The following is a 15,755-nucleotide window of genomic DNA, read 5'->3' on the forward strand; positions in this document are numbered from 1 at the left end:
CTTTCGGCAAGAAGCCCGTTCGGTTCTGCCACTAAATTCCGCCCTTCACTTTCGTTACGACCGTTTTTACCCTTATGTATTGGTCAGACCAGCGTTGCTGGGCTAGACCCTTAGCCAGGGCATTGCGTGATTGCAGTACGGTCGTGACGCGATTCGGTGGCCGCAGGCGTCAGCCTGGGAGATCGGGAAGGATGCTTCCTGGTCGTGCTCACCCGGCATCGGTGTGACGAGGAAAAGAGACCGAAGCCCGCATCCGCACAGGTGGATGCAGCATGCCTTCAGGGTTCGGTGCCCGAGAACAACAAACGAGAGGGGAGCCCCCCAATGACAGCTAGTACTCCAATGCTCGTCACCTTCGTGGTGTACATCGCAGCCATGGTACTGATCGGCCTGATCGCCTATCTGCGTACCAAGAACCTTTCCGATTACATCCTGGGTGGCCGCAGCCTCGGCAGCTTCGTGACCGCGCTGTCCGCGGGAGCCTCCGACATGAGCGGCTGGCTGCTCATGGGCCTGCCGGGCGCGATCTTCGTTGCCGGTATTTCCGAAAGCTGGATTGCCATCGGCCTGGTCATCGGTGCCTACCTCAACTGGCTGTTCGTCGCCGGTCGCCTGCGCGTGCAGACCGAGCACAATGGCAACGCCCTGACCCTGCCGGACTACTTCACCAATCGCTTCGAAGACAACAGCCGCATCCTGCGCATCTTCTCGGCAGTGGTCATCCTGGTGTTCTTCACCATCTACTGCGCCTCCGGCGTGGTGGCTGGCGCCCGTCTGTTCGAAAGCACCTTCGGCATGAGCTACGAAACCGCCCTGTGGGCCGGTGCCGCAGCGACCATCGCCTACACCTTCATCGGTGGCTTCCTGGCGGTGAGCTGGACCGACACCGTGCAGGCGACCCTGATGATCTTCGCCCTGATCCTGACCCCGGTATTCGTGCTGATCGGCACCGGTGGCTTCGATCCGGCGATGACCGCCATCGAGGCGGTCGACCCGAGCCACTTCGACATGCTCAAGGGCGCCACCTTCATTGGCGTGATCTCGCTGATGGCCTGGGGCCTGGGCTACTTCGGTCAGCCGCACATCCTGGCGCGCTTCATGGCCGCCGACTCGGTCAAGTCGATCCCGGCTGCCCGTCGCATCTCCATGACCTGGATGATTCTGACCCTGGCCGGTGCCGTGGCCGTCGGTTTCTTCGGCATCGCCTACTTCTCCGCGCATCCTGAACTGGCCGGCCCGGTCGGCGAGAACCCGGAGCGCGTCTTCATCGAGCTGTCCAAGCTGCTGTTCAACCCCTGGATCGCCGGTATCCTGCTGTCCGCCATCCTGGCAGCGGTGATGAGCACCCTGAGCTGCCAGCTGCTGGTGTGCTCCAGTGCGCTGACCGAGGACTTCTACAAGGCATTCCTGCGCAAGGGCGCTTCGCAGTCCGAGCTGGTCTGGGTCGGCCGCGGCATGGTCCTGCTGGTCGCGCTGGTCGCCATCGCTCTGGCCGCCAACCCGGAAAACCGCGTACTTGGCCTGGTGTCCTACGCCTGGGCCGGCTTCGGTGCCGCCTTCGGTCCGGTGGTGATCCTCTCGCTGCTGTGGAAAGGCATGACGCGCAATGGCGCGCTGGCCGGCATGCTGGTCGGTGCCACCACCGTGATCGTGTGGAAGAACTGGATTGGCATGGGGCTGTACGAGATCATCCCGGGCTTCATCCTCGCCACCCTGGCGATCGTGATCTTCAGCCGCATCGGTCAGGCCCCGAGCCAGTCGATGCTCAGCCGCTTCGATGAGGCCGAGAAGGAATACAAGTCGGCGTAAGTGCGCTGGCTGTAGCCGAAGGCGATGACTGGCAGACAGTCATCGCCTTTTTCTTTGCGCTGGCGTTAAGGTAGGCGCCTGCCATTTCGCAACGGATGTCCGCATGACCAGCAACGATCCTCTCCACGGCCTGACCCTGCAGGCGATTCTCGGCGCATTGGTGGAACGCCTGGGCTGGGATGGCCTGGCGCGGCAGATCGATGTGCGCTGTTTCAAGCATGAGCCCAGCATCAAGTCGAGCCTGGCCTTCCTGCGCAAGACGCCCTGGGCCCGTGCCAAGGTCGAGCAGCTCTACCTCCAGCAGTTCAAGTCCTGAGTCCGCTCAGTTGGGCGACAGGCCAAGCGTCTGCAGCGCCTGACGGTAGTTCGCACCGGCCATGCGCAGGCCGTTGTTGTGGTTGGCGCCGTCGATCAGCAGCAGTTGCTTGGGTTCACTGGCCGCGGCGAACAGCTCCTCGCTGAAGCGCGACGGCACGTAGCGATCATCACGACCGTGGGCGATCAGCACCGGCACACCGACTGCGCCAATCTTGCCGAGCGAGTCGAAATCCTGCGATAGCAGCCAGCGCACGGGCAGCGAGGTATGGGTGACTGCAGCGGCAATGTCGCCCAGGTTGGTGAAGCTGGATTCGACGATCAGCCCGCCGGCTTGTGCGCTGCTGTGTTCACTGGCCAGTTCATGGGCCAGGTTGACGGCTACGGCGCCACCGAGGGAGTGGCCGTAGATGAAGCGCTTGCCCGGCTCGGGTTGCAGGCGAGCCAGGTGCTGCCAGGCGATGGCGGCGTCCTGGTAGACGCTACGCTCGGAGGGCAGCGCGCCACGACTCTGACCGAAACCGCGGTAGTCCACGGCCAGCACCGAGAATCCCATGGCATGCAGCTGCTCGATGCGAAACAGCTGGCCTGTCAGGTTCCAGCGAGAGCCGTGCAGATAGAGCAGGGCTGGCGCGTCCTGCCGGCTGGCGGGCCACCACCAGGCATGCAGGCTTTCCTCGGCCGTCAGCTCGGGGGATTGCAGTTGCACGTCCTCGAGCCCGGCCGGCAGGCCATTGAACCAGCGGGCGGTGCCCGGCTCGATACGGAACACCAGTTCGCGCTCGGTCTGCTCCAGTTTGGCGCAGCCTATCGGCAGCAATGCCAGCAGGCACGCGAGGATGATCAGGCTCAGGCGACGACGGCGCAGCAGGGCCAGCCAGGACAGGGGCATGGGCGACACTCACGAAAGAAAAACGGTGGTGCTGCCATGGACTGCACAGGCGCTGCCGGGTTTCCTGCGCCTGCCCCCGCGCTGGTTACCAGGTGTTACCGCCAACTGATCTGAGGGGCGCTCAGGGGCGCCTGGCATCCGGTCGCGCTGCCTGGTTCCAGATAGGGCGCGAGTATCGGCGCCATGCCCTTGAGCACCTGCACCGGCAGCGCCGAGGTGAAGGTGAAGCGCTCGGCTTCGCGCCCCGGCACGAAGGCGGTGAGCGTGCCGTAATGGCGCGGGCCGAGGAAGAACACGAAGGTGGCCGTGCGGTTCATCGCCCGTGAGCTGATCACCCGGCCGCCGGCGCCAACGCTCTCGACACGGTTGTCGCCGGTGCCGGTCTTGCCGCCGAGCGTCAGGCTGTGGCCGTCCTGCAACTGGAAGCTGCCCTGCAGCCGGCGTGCGGTGCCTCCCTCCACCACCTGGGACAGGGCGTCGCGCAACGCGGCGGCGACTTCGGAGGCCATCACCCGCCTGCCGCCCCGGGTATCGCGTTCGACGCGGGTCTCGTAGGGCGTGTCGGCGGCGAAGTGCAGCGCATCGATGCGCAGGACGGGCTGGCGAATGCCGTCGTTGAGGATGATGCCCATCAACTCCGCCAGCGCTGCCGGCCGATCCCCGGAGCTGCCCAGCGCGGTGGCCAGCGACGGCACCAGATGCTGGAAGGGGTAGCCCAGGTTCTGCCAGCGGCGATGGATGTCGGAGAAGGCTTCGACTTCCAGCATGATGCGGATGCGACTGTCGCGCGCGCTCTTGTGGCGGCTGCGCAGCAGCCAGCCGTAGACCTCCTGGCGCTCGTCGACGCTGGCAGCGACGGCGTCGTTGAAACTGGCCTGCGGGTGGTCGATCAGGTAGCCCAGCAGCCACAGCTCCAGCGGGTGCACACGGGCGATGTAGCCCTGGTCGGGGAGGCTGTAGGCGCCAGGCCCGTAGTCCTGGTAGAGGCGCGTGATGCGCTGCTCGCTGAGCCGTTCCTGCGGCAGCTGGGCGCGCAGGAACGCGGCGAAGCTGGCCTCGTCGGCGTGCGGCAGCAGATAGCGGTGCACGGCGGCGAGGCGCACCGAGGTCTGGCGCAGGCCGCTGATGAAGGTCTCCAGGCGCTGTTGCTCGGGCTGGCCCTGGTACTTGCGCCAGAAGCGCAGGAGAAAGGTGCGTCCTTCGCGGTCGGCGAAGCGCTGCAGGTATTTCAGGCGGCGCGGGTCCTTGTCGTCCTTGAGCAACTCGGCGCTGTTCTGGTAGGTGCTGTAGCGCACCAGATCACGCATCAGGCGCACGAAGGGCAGGTTGATCGACTCGCGCAGGGCCTCGCGCAGGGTCGGGTTGCGGCCATTGTCCTCGCGGCGGAAGTTGCCGAAGCTGTGCAGGCCGCCTCCGGTGAAGAAGCGTTCGTTGGGATTGGCCGAGTAGCGCCGCTCCAGCGCCGCCTGCAGCATGCCGGCCAGATCCGCCTGCGGGTTGGCCTGCAGGTAGTCGACCGCCCAGCGGCTCAGGTGATCCTGGCGGGCGATGTCCACCTCACGCAACTCGGCCGGGGTCTTGCCTGCGTGCTGCCGATGCAGTTCGGCGATGATCTCCAGGTAGGTGGCCAGCACGCGCAGCTTGGCGGTCGAGCCCAGTTCGAGCTTGCTGCCCTCGTTGATATCGAACGGCTGGTCGGTACTGTCGGTCTGCACCCGCACCCGACTGCCAGTTGCGGTGCGCTCGAACAGGGTGAAGCTGTAGCGCACCTCTGCAGTCTTCTCCGGGGACAGCAGGCGCTCGCCGAACAGGCCGATCTGCCCGGCGAACTGCGGTTCGGCCAGCTGCTGCAGGTAGTGGCTGACCTGATGCTGCAGGTCGTACTGCAGGGTGCTGCTGGCGGCGAGGTCGAGGCGGTCGAGGTCGTAGAACGGCATGCCCAGCAGGTTGGAGAGGCGCGAGCGGGCGACGCTGATGCCTTTGTCGTTCTCCTGCACGCGCAGGTTGGGCTCTAGTTGCCAGTCCCGATAGACCAGGCGCTGGCCCAGGGCGGCGTCCAGCAGGTCATGGTCGATCAGCCCGCCACTGGCCAGCAGGCGGATGTGGCTCTCGGTCAGGTCCTCCAGGTCGTGCCGGCCCTGGGCCAGGTAATAGGACGGGCGGCGCTGGGCGATCATCAGCGACAACACCTGGCGCAGCGCCAGGCCACGTTCGGCGAGGCTGGCCTCGGTCGAGCGGGCGGGATCGAGCAGGGCATTGATGCGTTCGAAGTCCGCGCCGTACCAGATGCGCAAGCCGTCCGCCAGGCCGTGCACCTCGCCATGGCCTGGCGCGGCGGAGAGCGGCACGCTGTTGAGGTAGTCGCGCACGATGCGCTGGCGCGTCTCCAGCGTCTGCGGGCCCTGCTGGTAGGCGCGCACGCTGGCGGAAATCATCTGCCGCAGTTTTTCCCCGGCGGACAGGGTCAGCCCGTCCGGGGAGTGACGGTACTTCTCCAGCTGGGTTGCCAGCGTACTGCCGCCGGCCGACTGGTCCTGAAGGTCGAGCACCTTGCCCACCTGGGACAGTGCGGCAATGGCGAAGCGTGGCCAGTCCACCGCCGGGTTGGCCAGCGGTTGCGCGTGGTCGAGCAGGTGACGGTTCTCGATGAACAGCAGGCTGTTCACCACCAGGGGCGGAATGCTGGCGAAATCGGCATAGCCCTGGCGCGGATAGAGAAATGTGTAGAAGGGGCTGCCACGGCAGTCACTGATGCTCAGGCCACTCTGGCTCTTCTCGGCGAACGGCGGGAAGAGGCCGCGGCGGGTGTAGGCCAGCAGTGCGTCGGAGAAACGCGACTGCTCGCTGATCAGGTAGTCGCGCTGCTGCAGGCGCTCCAGCATCAGCGGCAGGTAGGCATAGCCCTGGCGCTTGTCGAACGGCCCATCGGACGGGTAGACGATGCGTTCGCTGGGGCCGGGTTCGACCTGGTAGCCGAGGCTGGCCGCATAGCGGCTCAGCTCGCGTGACTGGAAGTGCGCGCTGCGCGACTCGTATACCAGCAGCGCCGTGCCGAGCAGCACCAGCAAGGTCAGCAGGAGATAGAGGTAGGTGCGCCAGCGACGCTTGCTGGTCGGCGCACCAGGCGAGTCCTGCAGGTCGGGCGAGCGGACCAGGACACCGTGCTGCGGGTTGGATTGCCATGACGCGCCCATATACCACCGGCCCGGCCTGTCGGCCTCATGTGAACTGCACCAGTGCTCGCGTGCCGGCAGCACTGCGTTCGTCGCCACTCATGCACTACAGCTTAGTCGATGGCGCCTGCGGTATTGCTCCGCCAACAGGGCTGCTAGACTCGCTGCAACGCAAGATGTAGGGGGCCCCGCATGCAGCGCGACCATCGAGAACAGCTTCAGCAGAGCTGGCAGGCCAACGCCGATGCCTGGGCTGCCGCTGTGCGCGAGCAGCGCATCGAGAGCCGTCGCCTGGTCACCGATGCCGCCATCATCCAGGCGGTGCTGGCGCTGCAGCCCAGGCGTGTGCTGGACATCGGTTGCGGCGAGGGTTGGCTGTGCCGGGGGCTGGCCGAACATGGCATCGAGCCGGTCGGCGTGGATGCTTCGGCACCCCTGATCGAAGCCGCTCGTGCCGCCTGCGACGGGCGCAGCCAGTACCGTGTCTGTGGCTATGCCGAGCTGGATCAGCATGCCGAGCAGCTCGGGCGTTTCGAGGTGCTGGTGTGCAATTTCGCCTTGCTGGAGGAGCCCCTGCAGCCGGTGTTGCAGAGCCTGCATGCCCTGCTCGCACCTGGCGGCAGCCTGCTGATTCAGACCTTGCACCCCTGGCGCGCCAGCCATGGCGAACCCTACCAGGATGGTTGGCGGGTGGAGGACTTCGCCGGTTTTGGCGAGGGCTTCCAGGCGCCCATGCCCTGGTTCTTCCGCACCTTGCAATCCTGGCTGACGCTGTTCGGCGAGACCGGCTGGCGCCTGGAATGGCTGCAGGAGCCGTTGCACCCCGAAAGCGTCCAGCCGGTTTCCCTGCTGCTTCTGCTCAAGCCACTCTGAACCGGCCACGTTCGTCGGCCATGGCGCGGCAGTGAGCCGCGCTCAATCACTCGAGGATCTGTCGATGCGCAAGATTGAACTGGCTGGTAGCCAGGTACCGGTGATCGGGCAGGGCACCTGGCGCATGGGGGAAGACCGGCAGCAGCGTGCGCGCGAGGTCGCGTCGCTGCGTGAGGGACTGGATCTGGGCATGACGCTGATCGACAGCGCCGAGATGTATGGCGAGGGTGGTGCCGAGCAGGTAGTGGGAGAAGCCATTGCCGGGCGTCGTGACGAGGTGTTCCTGGTCAGCAAGGTGTACCCGCACAATGCCAGCCTGGACGGTGTGCAGGCGGCCTGCGAGCGCAGCCTCAAGCGCCTTGGCTGCGAACGTATCGACCTGTATCTGCTGCACTGGCGTGGGCGTTATCCGCTGGCGGAAACCGTGGCAGGCTTCGAGCGCTTGCGCGAACAGGGCAAGATCGGCGCCTGGGGTGTTTCCAACTTCGACCTGGACGATCTGCTGGAGCTGGATCAGCCGGGCTGCAGCACCAATCAGGTGCTGTACAACCTCGAGGCACGCGGCATCGAATATGACCTGCTGCCCTGGCAGCAGCGTGCCGCGATGCCGTTGATGGCCTACTGCCCGCTCAGCCAGGCGGGGGCGTTGCTGCAGGCGCCTGCGTTGTGCGCGGTCGCCAAGCGGCATGGGGTGACGCCGGCCCAGGTGGCGCTGGCCTGGACACTCAGGCAGGACGGGGTGATCGCCATTCCCAAGGCGGTTGGCAGCGCGCACCTGCGCGACAATGCGGCGGCGGCTGCCATTGTCCTCGATACGCACGACCTGGATTCGCTGGATGCGGCCTTCGCGCCGCCGCAGCGCAAGCGTCCGCTGGAGATGGTCTAGCGCCCCGGAGCGGGGCAAACCGGTGGTCAGTTGGCCGGGTCGGCGGCCAGACGCCCGGCATCCTTGAGCAGAGCCTTGAGGAAGGCATCCTGCAGCTCGGGGTCGTTGCGGGTCAGCTCGATCAGGCTCTGCTCCAGCTCGCTGGCTTCTTCCTCCAGGCCCAGATCGGAAAGGCGTTTGACCCGGTGCACCCACTGGGCGACATCATCGCCTTCGAGGTCGTCGAAGATCAGGTCGTGCGCCTCGCGCAGCTTGCCGCGCAGGGTGTGGCTGACCATCAGGGTCGTTTCGGCGCGGGCCAGGTCGTCGCCCAGCCGTTCCTCGACGCTCAGCTGCAACAGGTTCAGTCGCGTGATGTCCTGCTCGGTGAACGGGCTGTCCAGCAGGTTGAGACGCAGCACGCCGGTGCTGTCGGTAAGCAGCTCGAAGCGTTGCTCCCCGGCCTGGACCTGTACCGCTCTCTCGGCCCAGGGCAGGTTGGTGTACTCCATGCGCCGATCGCGCTGCAGCTCCTCGATGCTCGCCAGGTTCTGCTCGGCACGGCCGTTGGATTCCACGTTCATGAACGGATTCAGGCCCGCCATGCCGTAGCTGATCCAGTCGCGGGTCGCGGTTTCCGGCAGGCTGCCGAGGAGCACCACGTTGAGCACGTTGGCGCCGACGCCGGCCACGACCGCGACGGCCCCCACCGGCACCTCGTAAAGCTCGCGCCAGGGCTGATAGGGCGTATAGCGGTCGTAACGGCGCGTGACCTCGAATGCGGTGACTTCGTAGCTCTTCTGGTCATGCACGCGGATACGCCGTTGCGGCAGCTCCAGCACCTTGGGCTCGCCCGTATCGATCTGCAACTGGTGATCCAGCAGTTTGCGCTCGATACGCTCCTCATGCTCGCTGCGCTGGGGGAGCTGGTTGGCGCAGCCGCTGAGAAAGAGGGCGCCGCACAGTGCGGCGCCAGTCAGGCGAAGGTTGTTGCTCGTGTGCATGATGTCTCGGTGCTACGTGATCAGCGGCTGATACGGGCTTGCAGGAAGGACAGGATTTCCGCCAGCGGTACGGCTTGCGGCTCGGTTTCGGCGCGGCTCTTGTACTCGAGGTTGCCCTCTGCCAGGCCGCGATCGCTGACCACCACGCGATGCGGGATGCCGATCAGCTCCATGTCGGCGAACTTGATGCCGGGGCTGGTCTTCTTGTCGCGATCGTCGAGCAGCACCTCGAAGCCCGCTGCGGTCAGTTGCGCATACAGCTTGTCGGTGGCTTCGCGCACCTGCTCGGTTTCGTAGCGCAGCGGTACCAGGGCGATGTGGAAGGGCGCCAGGGCGTCATTCCAGCGGATGCCGCGCTCGTCGAAGTTCTGCTCGATGGCGGCGGCCACGACGCGCGATACGCCAATGCCGTAGCAGCCCATGCTCAGGGTCACCGGCTTGCCGTTCTCGCCGAGTACCTGGCAGTTCATCGCTTCGCTGTACTTGGTGCCCAGCTGGAAGATGTGCCCGACCTCGATGCCGCGCTTGATCTCCAGGGTGCCCTGGCCGTCCGGGCTGGGGTCGCCCGCGAGGACGTTGCGCAGGTCGGCGACGGCGGGCAGGGGCAGGTCACGCTCCCAGTTGACGCCGAAGTAGTGCTTGTCCTCGATATTGGCGCCCGAGGCGAAGTCGCTCATCAGGGCGACACTGCGGTCGATCACGCAGGGAATCGGCAGGTTGACCGGGCCCAGCGAGCCGGGGCCGGCGCCGATGGCGGCACGAATCTCGGCCTCGCTGGCCATCTGCAGGGGGCTGGCAACGAGTTCCAGGTTGGCGGCCTTGATCTCGTTCAGCTCGTGGTCACCACGTACCACCAGCGCGATCAGCTTGCCTTCCTCGGCGGCGTGCACCACCAGGGTCTTGATGGTCTTTTCGATGGCCAGGCCGAAACCGTTGACCAGCGCCTCGATGGTCTTGGTGTCCGGGGTATCGACCAGGCGCATTTCCTCGGTCGCGGCGCCGCGCGCGCTTTCACGCGGCACGGCCTCGGCCTTCTCGATGTTGGCGGCATAGTCGGAGACGGTGCTGAACGCGATGTCGTCCTCACCGGATTCGGCCAGCACGTGGAACTCGTGCGAGCCGGTGCCGCCAATGGAGCCGGTGTCGGCCTGCACCGGACGGTAGTCCAGGCCCAGGCGGCTGAACACGTTGCAGTACGCCTGGTGCATGCGGTCGTAGGTTTCCTGCAGCGACGCCTGGTCGGCATGGAAGGAGTAGGCGTCCTTCATGATGAACTCGCGGCCGCGCATCAGGCCGAAGCGCGGACGAATCTCGTCACGGAACTTGGTCTGGATCTGGTAGAAGTTGATCGGCAGCTGCTTGTAGCTGTTCAGCTCGTTGCGCGCCAGATCGGTGATCACTTCCTCGTGGGTCGGGCCGACGCAGAACTCGCGGTCATGACGGTCATGAACCCGCAGCAGCTCCGGGCCGTACTGCACCCAGCGACCGGATTCCTGCCACAGTTCGGCGGGCTGGATGGCCGGCATCAGCACTTCCAGCGCGCCGGCGGCATTCATTTCCTCGCGCACCACGTTCTCAACCTTGCGCAGCACGCGCAGGCCCATCGGCAGCCAGGTGTACAGGCCGGAGGCCAGTTTGCGGATCATGCCGGCACGCAGCATCAGCTGGTGGCTGATCACCACGGCATCGGAGGGAGTTTCTTTCAGGGTCGAGAGCAGGAACTGACTGGTACGCATGTTTGGCTGTTCTGTCGGTTGCTAGGGCTTGGAATAGGCCGGCATTGTACGGTGCCTATACAGTGGCGTACAGGACGGTTGCAGGTACTGCGACCGGCATTGGGTGCGGCGCTGCGTTAATCCAGGAGGGCGATGCTGTGGGACTGACTGCGCGTGAGGTTCAGACATTGATTCGGGCCGGGTTGCCCATGGCCGAGGACATCGACCTGCGTATCGACCGGCTCGACGAGGCGGGGGTACTGGCACGGGTTCCCTTTCATGCCAAATTGGTGCGTCCGGGCGGTACCTTGTCGGGGCCGACCATCATGGCGCTGGGCGATGCGGCGATGTACGCCGTGGTATTGGGGCGTCTGGGGCGCGTGGAGATGGCGGTGACCTCCAATCTCAACATCAACTTCCTGGTCAAACCTCAGCCGGTGGACCTGCTGGCCGAGGCGAGCATCCTGCGCCTGAGCCGGCGCCAGGCCGTCTGTGAGGTTTCGCTGTATTCGGCGGGGAACGAGGCTGAGCTGGTGGCCCACGTGACCGGGACATATGCGTTGCCGATCTGACGCAGCATCCTGCCCATAAAAAGAAACCCGGCCTAGGCCGGGTTTCTTTGTTGTCGAATTACGCAGTCGTTACAGAACGCTCAGCGGGTATTCGACGATCAGGCGGAAGTCATTGATGTCGTTGTCCAGACGATTGTCTGCACGATAGAACGCATTACGGATGCGGAAGGACAGGTCCTTCGCAGCGCCTTCTTGGATGACATACTTGGCTTCGATGTCCAGCTCGCGCTCGGAAGCATCACTTTGGCCCGCGCCTACATCGATATTGCTACCAGCGATGTAGCGAGTCATGAAGCTCAGGCCCGGCACGCCATAGGTGGCCATATCGATATCGTAACGAACTTGCCAGGAGCGCTCGTCTTTGTAGTAGAAGTCAGAGTACTGAACCGAGTTGGCCAGCCAGATGGTGCCGCCACCGTCGATGCCGTAATTGTAGCCAGTGTCGCCAGAAGAGCGCTGGTGGGCAACTGTGAAGGTGTGGGCGCCCAGGGAATAGGCGGCTGCCAAGCTCCAAATCTTGTTGTCCAACTCACCGGCAAGAGCACGACCGTCGTCGTCACTCTTATAGAAGTTGAAGTCAAAGTTCAGGGCCTGCTCTTCTGCCAGTGGCAGATTGTAGTTCAGGTTGAGGTATTTCTTTTTCCAGAAGTCTTCAACGTCGGACGCGTGGATAGCGCCGCTGAAATTGTCGGTGAAGCTGTAGCTGGCGCCGACGATGTTGGCAGACTTAAGGCTTTCGCCGCTTTGGGTGAGGCTATCGCGTCCGGTGGCAACCTGGCTGTTCATGGCCGTGAAGCGACCTGCAGTCAGCTCCAGACCTTCGATTTCGTTGCTGGTCAGCAGGGTGCCGGTGGCAACTTCCGGCAGGATACGGCTGTCGTCGGTGGAGAACACCGGGCTGGCCACGAACTGGTTGCCGTACTTCAGGACAGTGTCAGAGATGCGGAACTTGATGGCGCCGCCAACCTCGGATTGGGTGTCATCACCACGGCCGTCGTCGGTGGTGGCGAACAGGCCGTTGCTGTGGCGGCCACGACCGCTGTCGAGCTTGATGCTGCTCAGCGAGTGAGCGTCGAAGCCGACGCCTACGGTGCCTTGGGTGAAGCCGGATTCGAACAGCAGGCGGATGCCCAGACCAGTTTCTTCGCGATAGCTCTGGTCGCTGCGGCCTACACCGCCGTTGCGGAAGTCACGGTTCATGTACAGGGCACGGTTGAAGATGTTGAAGCTGCTATCTTCGATCAAACCGTTCGACTCGGACTGGCTGGATGCCACTGCCATCTGGGAAGTGCCCGCGGCGACTGCCAGGGCGATTACGCTCCACTTCATCACTTGCATCGTGATTGCTCCTTTGGTTTAGAAGAGTTGCGCTGCCCACTATTTTATTGTATGGGCGGCTCTTTCTTTTTGTGTCGGCGGTAACTTATAGCACGCAGCCAATTATGGCGATAGTTGCAGTCTATTCATTGCGGGTTCGTTCAGAACGGTGTCGCATGGCGTAATGAAGGATGTCGCAAATCTGTAGATCTTCACTTGCGTTGCGTTAGGCCGACGCTCTCGCGGTTCTGGGTTGCCTGGTACCGCTGTTATTGATCGACTGCACGGCGTGCCGGGCATTGCTCTGACAGTTAGCAAAAGTCGTGCTCAAAACGCCAGGGATTCTGCAAAAACGTGATTTCCCGGTGCGAACCCCACGCGCGGCTGCGTGGGCGTTGCATTCTGTGGGCTTGCCTGTCGCCTGCGTGGGCGGTTGCGGCGTTTTCTCCCGGTGCGAAGGGTGCACTGTGGTGAGGCGTCGCGGTAACGCTTGAGGCGAGGTATTACGGGAGGAAACAAAATGGTGCACGCCGACGGTGCGGGTGCCTGTGACGTGCCTTGTACTGGTGCGACGGTGGCGGGTGAATTGTCGCGCGACCCTGCGTATGCTGCGCGCCATCGCGCCGGGTGTGGCTGGCGCTAAGCTTGATAAGGTCGGGTAAAGGAGGAAAACATCATGTTCACCCTGGATTCACGTCTTCAGCAGGACTGCCTGCTGGTCGGAGACTTTCCTCTCTGTCGCTTGCTGTTGATGAACGACGCCAGCTACCCCTGGTTCATTCTCGTGCCCCGGCGTGAAGAGGTCAGCGAGATCTTTCAGCTTGATGGCGCCGATCAGCGTCAGTTGTGGCAGGAGACTTCGTTGCTGGCCGAGACCCTCAAGGATACCTTCGCCGCCGACAAGATGAATGTGGCGACGCTGGGTAACGTGGTCAGTCAGCTGCACATGCACGTCATCGTGCGGCGGCGTGATGACGCAGCGTGGCCAGCACCCGTCTGGGGGCGACAGCCGGCCAGGCCTTACGAGGACGCGCAGATACGCCAGATCATCGACAAGTTGCGTCTGGTGTTGACCGAGGACTTCCAGTTTGCCGGAGGCCTGGTATGAGCCTGGAAGCCAGAATCATGGAGCTGGAAAGTCGTTTGGCCTTCCAGGACGACACCATCCAGGCGCTGAGCGACGAGCTGGTCGAGCAGAACAGGCGCATCGAGCGCATGCAGCTGCAATTGACAGCGCTGGCGCGTCGCCAGGAGGAGTTGAACGGCCAGGTCGGCATTGCCGAGGACGAAGCGCCGCCACCGCACTACTGATATGAAAAAGCCCGGTTTCCCGGGCTTTTTCTTGTCGTCTTCAGCGCCGTGAGGGTGCTGCGGCGATCACATCTTCTGCCTGCAGGCCTTTGTCGCGCTGCATCACCGAGAACTCCACGCGCTGGCCTTCGATCAGGACGCGGTGGCCTTCACCGCGAATGGCGCGAAAGTGCACGAAGATATCCTCACCCGAATCGCGGGAGATGAAGCCAAAGCCCTTGGAGGTGTTGAACCACTTCACCGTGCCGGTCTCGCGGTCTTCCTGGCTGGCGCTGTGCTGTGCGACGGCGCGTGGCTGGCTGTCACGCGGTTGCGGGTTCAGCTGGGCGGTCAGTTGGAAGGCTACCGCGATGCCGATGGTCAGCAGCGGCAGCCAGATCGCCGGCTGGCCGCCGATGTTGGGTAGCGGGGCGAGCAGGATCAGGCTCTGCACCACGGCCGCCAGGACCAGCAGTGCCGATGACAGGTTGGCCAGTTGCTGGCGCGGGGCAGGCGTGTTCTGTTGCGCTGCGGCAAGCAGGTTGAGCAGGCCGATCAGGGTCAAATAGATGGCATCGGGTGTGGCGAGGAACGCACTGGAAAAGCCGGGGACGGCAGACAGCAGCAGGGCGGCAAACCCTGTCACGAAATGGGCAATCTTCAACATGTTGGACGAACTCACTGATTGAATGATGACTCAAGGTATTGCGGAGGGAGCGCACGCTGTGGATGGCCAGTCGAACGGTCATCCTGGGCGCCTGTGGAGCAAGGTCGGCGCCGCCGCAGGGTGATAATGCGGCGTGCCGTCCTATTTAACAGCAAAGGCGGGGGCTTCTCAAATCAAGCGCTTAGCATTGTTTCGCCCTTGGCGGGGTGGACCTGGTTGCGGCCGCTGCGCTTGGCTTGATAGAGCGCATCGTCCGCTCGGGTCAGCAGCGACTCGAAGTCGTCTTCCTCCTCGGCCATCGCGCAGCCGAACGACGCGGTGATGCTGTCCAGGACCTGGTCGGTGCGCCTGACCTTGATGCGCAGCGACTGGATCTTGTTGCGCAGCTGTTCGGCGAACTCGATCACTTCGCTGAAACCCTTGCAGTCGCGCAGTACCACGCAGAACTCCTCGCCACCGTAGCGCGCCGCAAAGGCGCCGGGAGGCAGCAGGTCGCGCAGGAGTTGGCCGACATGCTGCAACACCCGGTCGCCGAGCGGGTGGCCGTACTGGTCGTTGAACTGCTTGAAGTGATCGATATCCAGGATCACCAGCGCCAGGCCCTGCTGGGACTCCGCGAGGGCGCGCTCCAGCAGGCGGGTGAAGGCGTGGCGGTTGAAGACGCGTGTCAGGCTGTCCAGTGTCGCGGCCATGTGCGCGCGCTCCAGCTGGCCACGCAGATGGGTGATCTCCTGTTGCGCGGCGCGCAGGCGATAGAGGAATTTCTCCTGCTGATCCTGCATCAGCTGGGTGCTTTCCTGCAGGTCGTTGAGGACGCTGGGCAGGTCGTCGATGATCGGTTCCTGCAGGGCGCTGAGGCCCTGGCTCAGGCTCTGCTGGTAGTGCTGGCTGCCGATGACGCTGTGCGAGACATCGTCTTCGATGTCATCGACCAGTTCGATCACCTGCTGCTGGCCGGCACGTGCCTCTTCCAGCTCGCCGCGGATGATGTAGTCGCGGAACAGCCGGCTTGCGGTCTCCGTCGGGAAGACATCGAAGTCTTCCACCGCCTTGTCCATGCGCCGATTGAGTTCCGGTTCGCTGCCCCGGCTGTAGGTGTACCACAGCGCATAGTGCACCGGGTTCGGCGGTATGTCGTGGCGCATCATCAGGGGTACGGCCTGCTTCAGCAGCGAAGCCGCCTTGCGGGTTTCCTCCGGATACAGCTCGATGATGCTTGGCGGTCTGCTTGGTTGACTCATGGGGCGCGGGAACTCATTGGCG

The 15,755-nt window shown here is 64.2% G+C and carries 14 protein-coding genes and 1 pseudogene; 7 read left to right on the forward strand and 8 right to left on the reverse strand.

The window, feature by feature from the left end; all coding sequences use genetic code 11:
• Window positions 1-324: 324 nt before the first annotated feature.
• Window positions 325-1,809, forward strand: coding sequence for a sodium/proline symporter PutP (gene putP, locus E4487_RS08525; RefSeq protein WP_037047237.1), 1,485 nt, complete (start codon window positions 325-327; stop codon window positions 1,807-1,809).
• Window positions 1,810-1,912: 103 nt separating this feature from the next.
• Complete coding sequence (locus E4487_RS08530) at window positions 1,913-2,125, forward strand: VF530 family DNA-binding protein (RefSeq protein WP_037047239.1); 213 nt, start codon at window positions 1,913-1,915, stop codon at window positions 2,123-2,125.
• A gap of 6 nt (window positions 2,126-2,131) precedes the next feature.
• On the opposite strand, the gene E4487_RS08535 is transcribed toward E4487_RS08530, so the two are convergent.
• Both E4487_RS08535 and E4487_RS08540 read right to left on the reverse strand, forming a co-directional pair.
• Window positions 2,132-3,016, reverse strand: a complete 885-nt coding sequence (locus tag E4487_RS08535) for an alpha/beta hydrolase (protein WP_134677331.1) — start codon at window positions 3,014-3,016, stop codon at window positions 2,132-2,134.
• 95 nt (window positions 3,017-3,111) lie between these two features.
• Window positions 3,112-6,210 (reverse strand): transglycosylase domain-containing protein, encoded by a 3,099-nt coding sequence (locus E4487_RS08540; RefSeq protein WP_175253137.1) that lies wholly within the window; start codon window positions 6,208-6,210, stop codon window positions 3,112-3,114.
• A gap of 171 nt (window positions 6,211-6,381) precedes the next feature.
• Here E4487_RS08540 and E4487_RS08545 point away from each other — a divergent pair, with 171 nt between their 5' ends.
• Complete coding sequence (locus tag E4487_RS08545; protein ID WP_037047246.1) at window positions 6,382-7,062, forward strand: bifunctional 2-polyprenyl-6-hydroxyphenol methylase/3-demethylubiquinol 3-O-methyltransferase UbiG; 681 nt, start codon at window positions 6,382-6,384, stop codon at window positions 7,060-7,062.
• A 64-nt stretch (window positions 7,063-7,126) separates the two neighbouring features.
• Complete coding sequence (locus E4487_RS08550; RefSeq protein WP_037047247.1) at window positions 7,127-7,948, forward strand: aldo/keto reductase; 822 nt, start codon at window positions 7,127-7,129, stop codon at window positions 7,946-7,948.
• Window positions 7,949-7,974: 26 nt separating this feature from the next.
• Here E4487_RS08550 and E4487_RS08555 read toward each other — a convergent pair whose 3' ends face one another.
• Together E4487_RS08555 and E4487_RS08560 are read right to left on the reverse strand one after the other, a co-directional pair.
• A complete protein-coding gene (locus E4487_RS08555; protein WP_037047249.1) occupies window positions 7,975-8,931 on the reverse strand; it encodes a hypothetical protein in 957 nt (318 codons plus the stop codon).
• 20 nt (window positions 8,932-8,951) lie between these two features.
• On the reverse strand, window positions 8,952-10,667 hold the full coding sequence (locus E4487_RS08560; protein ID WP_037047250.1) for a proline--tRNA ligase: 1,716 nt from the start codon (window positions 10,665-10,667) through the stop codon (window positions 8,952-8,954).
• 143 nt (window positions 10,668-10,810) lie between these two features.
• Between E4487_RS08560 and E4487_RS08565 the strand changes: the two genes are divergently transcribed.
• Window positions 10,811-11,218, forward strand: a complete 408-nt coding sequence (locus E4487_RS08565) for a PaaI family thioesterase (protein WP_134677430.1) — start codon at window positions 10,811-10,813, stop codon at window positions 11,216-11,218.
• 69 nt (window positions 11,219-11,287) lie between these two features.
• Here E4487_RS08565 and E4487_RS08570 read toward each other — a convergent pair whose 3' ends face one another.
• A complete protein-coding gene (locus E4487_RS08570) occupies window positions 11,288-12,556 on the reverse strand; it encodes an OprD family porin (protein ID WP_175253138.1) in 1,269 nt (422 codons plus the stop codon).
• Window positions 12,557-13,211: 655 nt separating this feature from the next.
• Between E4487_RS08570 and E4487_RS08575 the strand changes: the two genes are divergently transcribed.
• Entirely contained in the window at window positions 13,212-13,643 is a 432-nt protein-coding gene (locus E4487_RS08575) for an HIT domain-containing protein (protein WP_175253139.1), read from the forward strand.
• Window positions 13,640-13,846, forward strand: coding sequence for a SlyX family protein (locus E4487_RS08580; RefSeq protein WP_037047258.1), 207 nt, complete (start codon window positions 13,640-13,642; stop codon window positions 13,844-13,846). Before E4487_RS08575 ends, E4487_RS08580 begins: the two co-directional genes overlap by 4 nt.
• 40 nt (window positions 13,847-13,886) lie before the next feature.
• On the opposite strand, the gene E4487_RS08585 is transcribed toward E4487_RS08580, so the two are convergent.
• From E4487_RS08585 to E4487_RS08590, 3 genes and pseudogenes are all read right to left on the reverse strand, one after another.
• Window positions 13,887-14,087 carry a cold shock domain-containing protein gene (locus E4487_RS08585; protein WP_230622853.1) on the reverse strand — a complete coding sequence of 67 codons (201 nt, stop codon included), beginning with the start codon at window positions 14,085-14,087 and terminating at the stop codon, window positions 13,887-13,889.
• A gap of 99 nt (window positions 14,088-14,186) precedes the next feature.
• A pseudogene (locus E4487_RS24675) lies at window positions 14,187-14,492 on the reverse strand (cold shock domain-containing protein membrane protein); the annotation flags it as partial.
• 173 nt (window positions 14,493-14,665) lie between these two features.
• Window positions 14,666-15,733, reverse strand: coding sequence for a GGDEF domain-containing protein (locus tag E4487_RS08590; protein ID WP_175253140.1), 1,068 nt, complete (start codon window positions 15,731-15,733; stop codon window positions 14,666-14,668).
• Between the last annotated feature and the right edge of the window lie 22 nt (window positions 15,734-15,755).

Origin of the sequence: Pseudomonas sp. BMW13 (assembly GCF_013357275.1) — a bacterium.
Lineage (GTDB): Bacteria > Pseudomonadota > Gammaproteobacteria > Pseudomonadales > Pseudomonadaceae > Aquipseudomonas > Aquipseudomonas khazarica.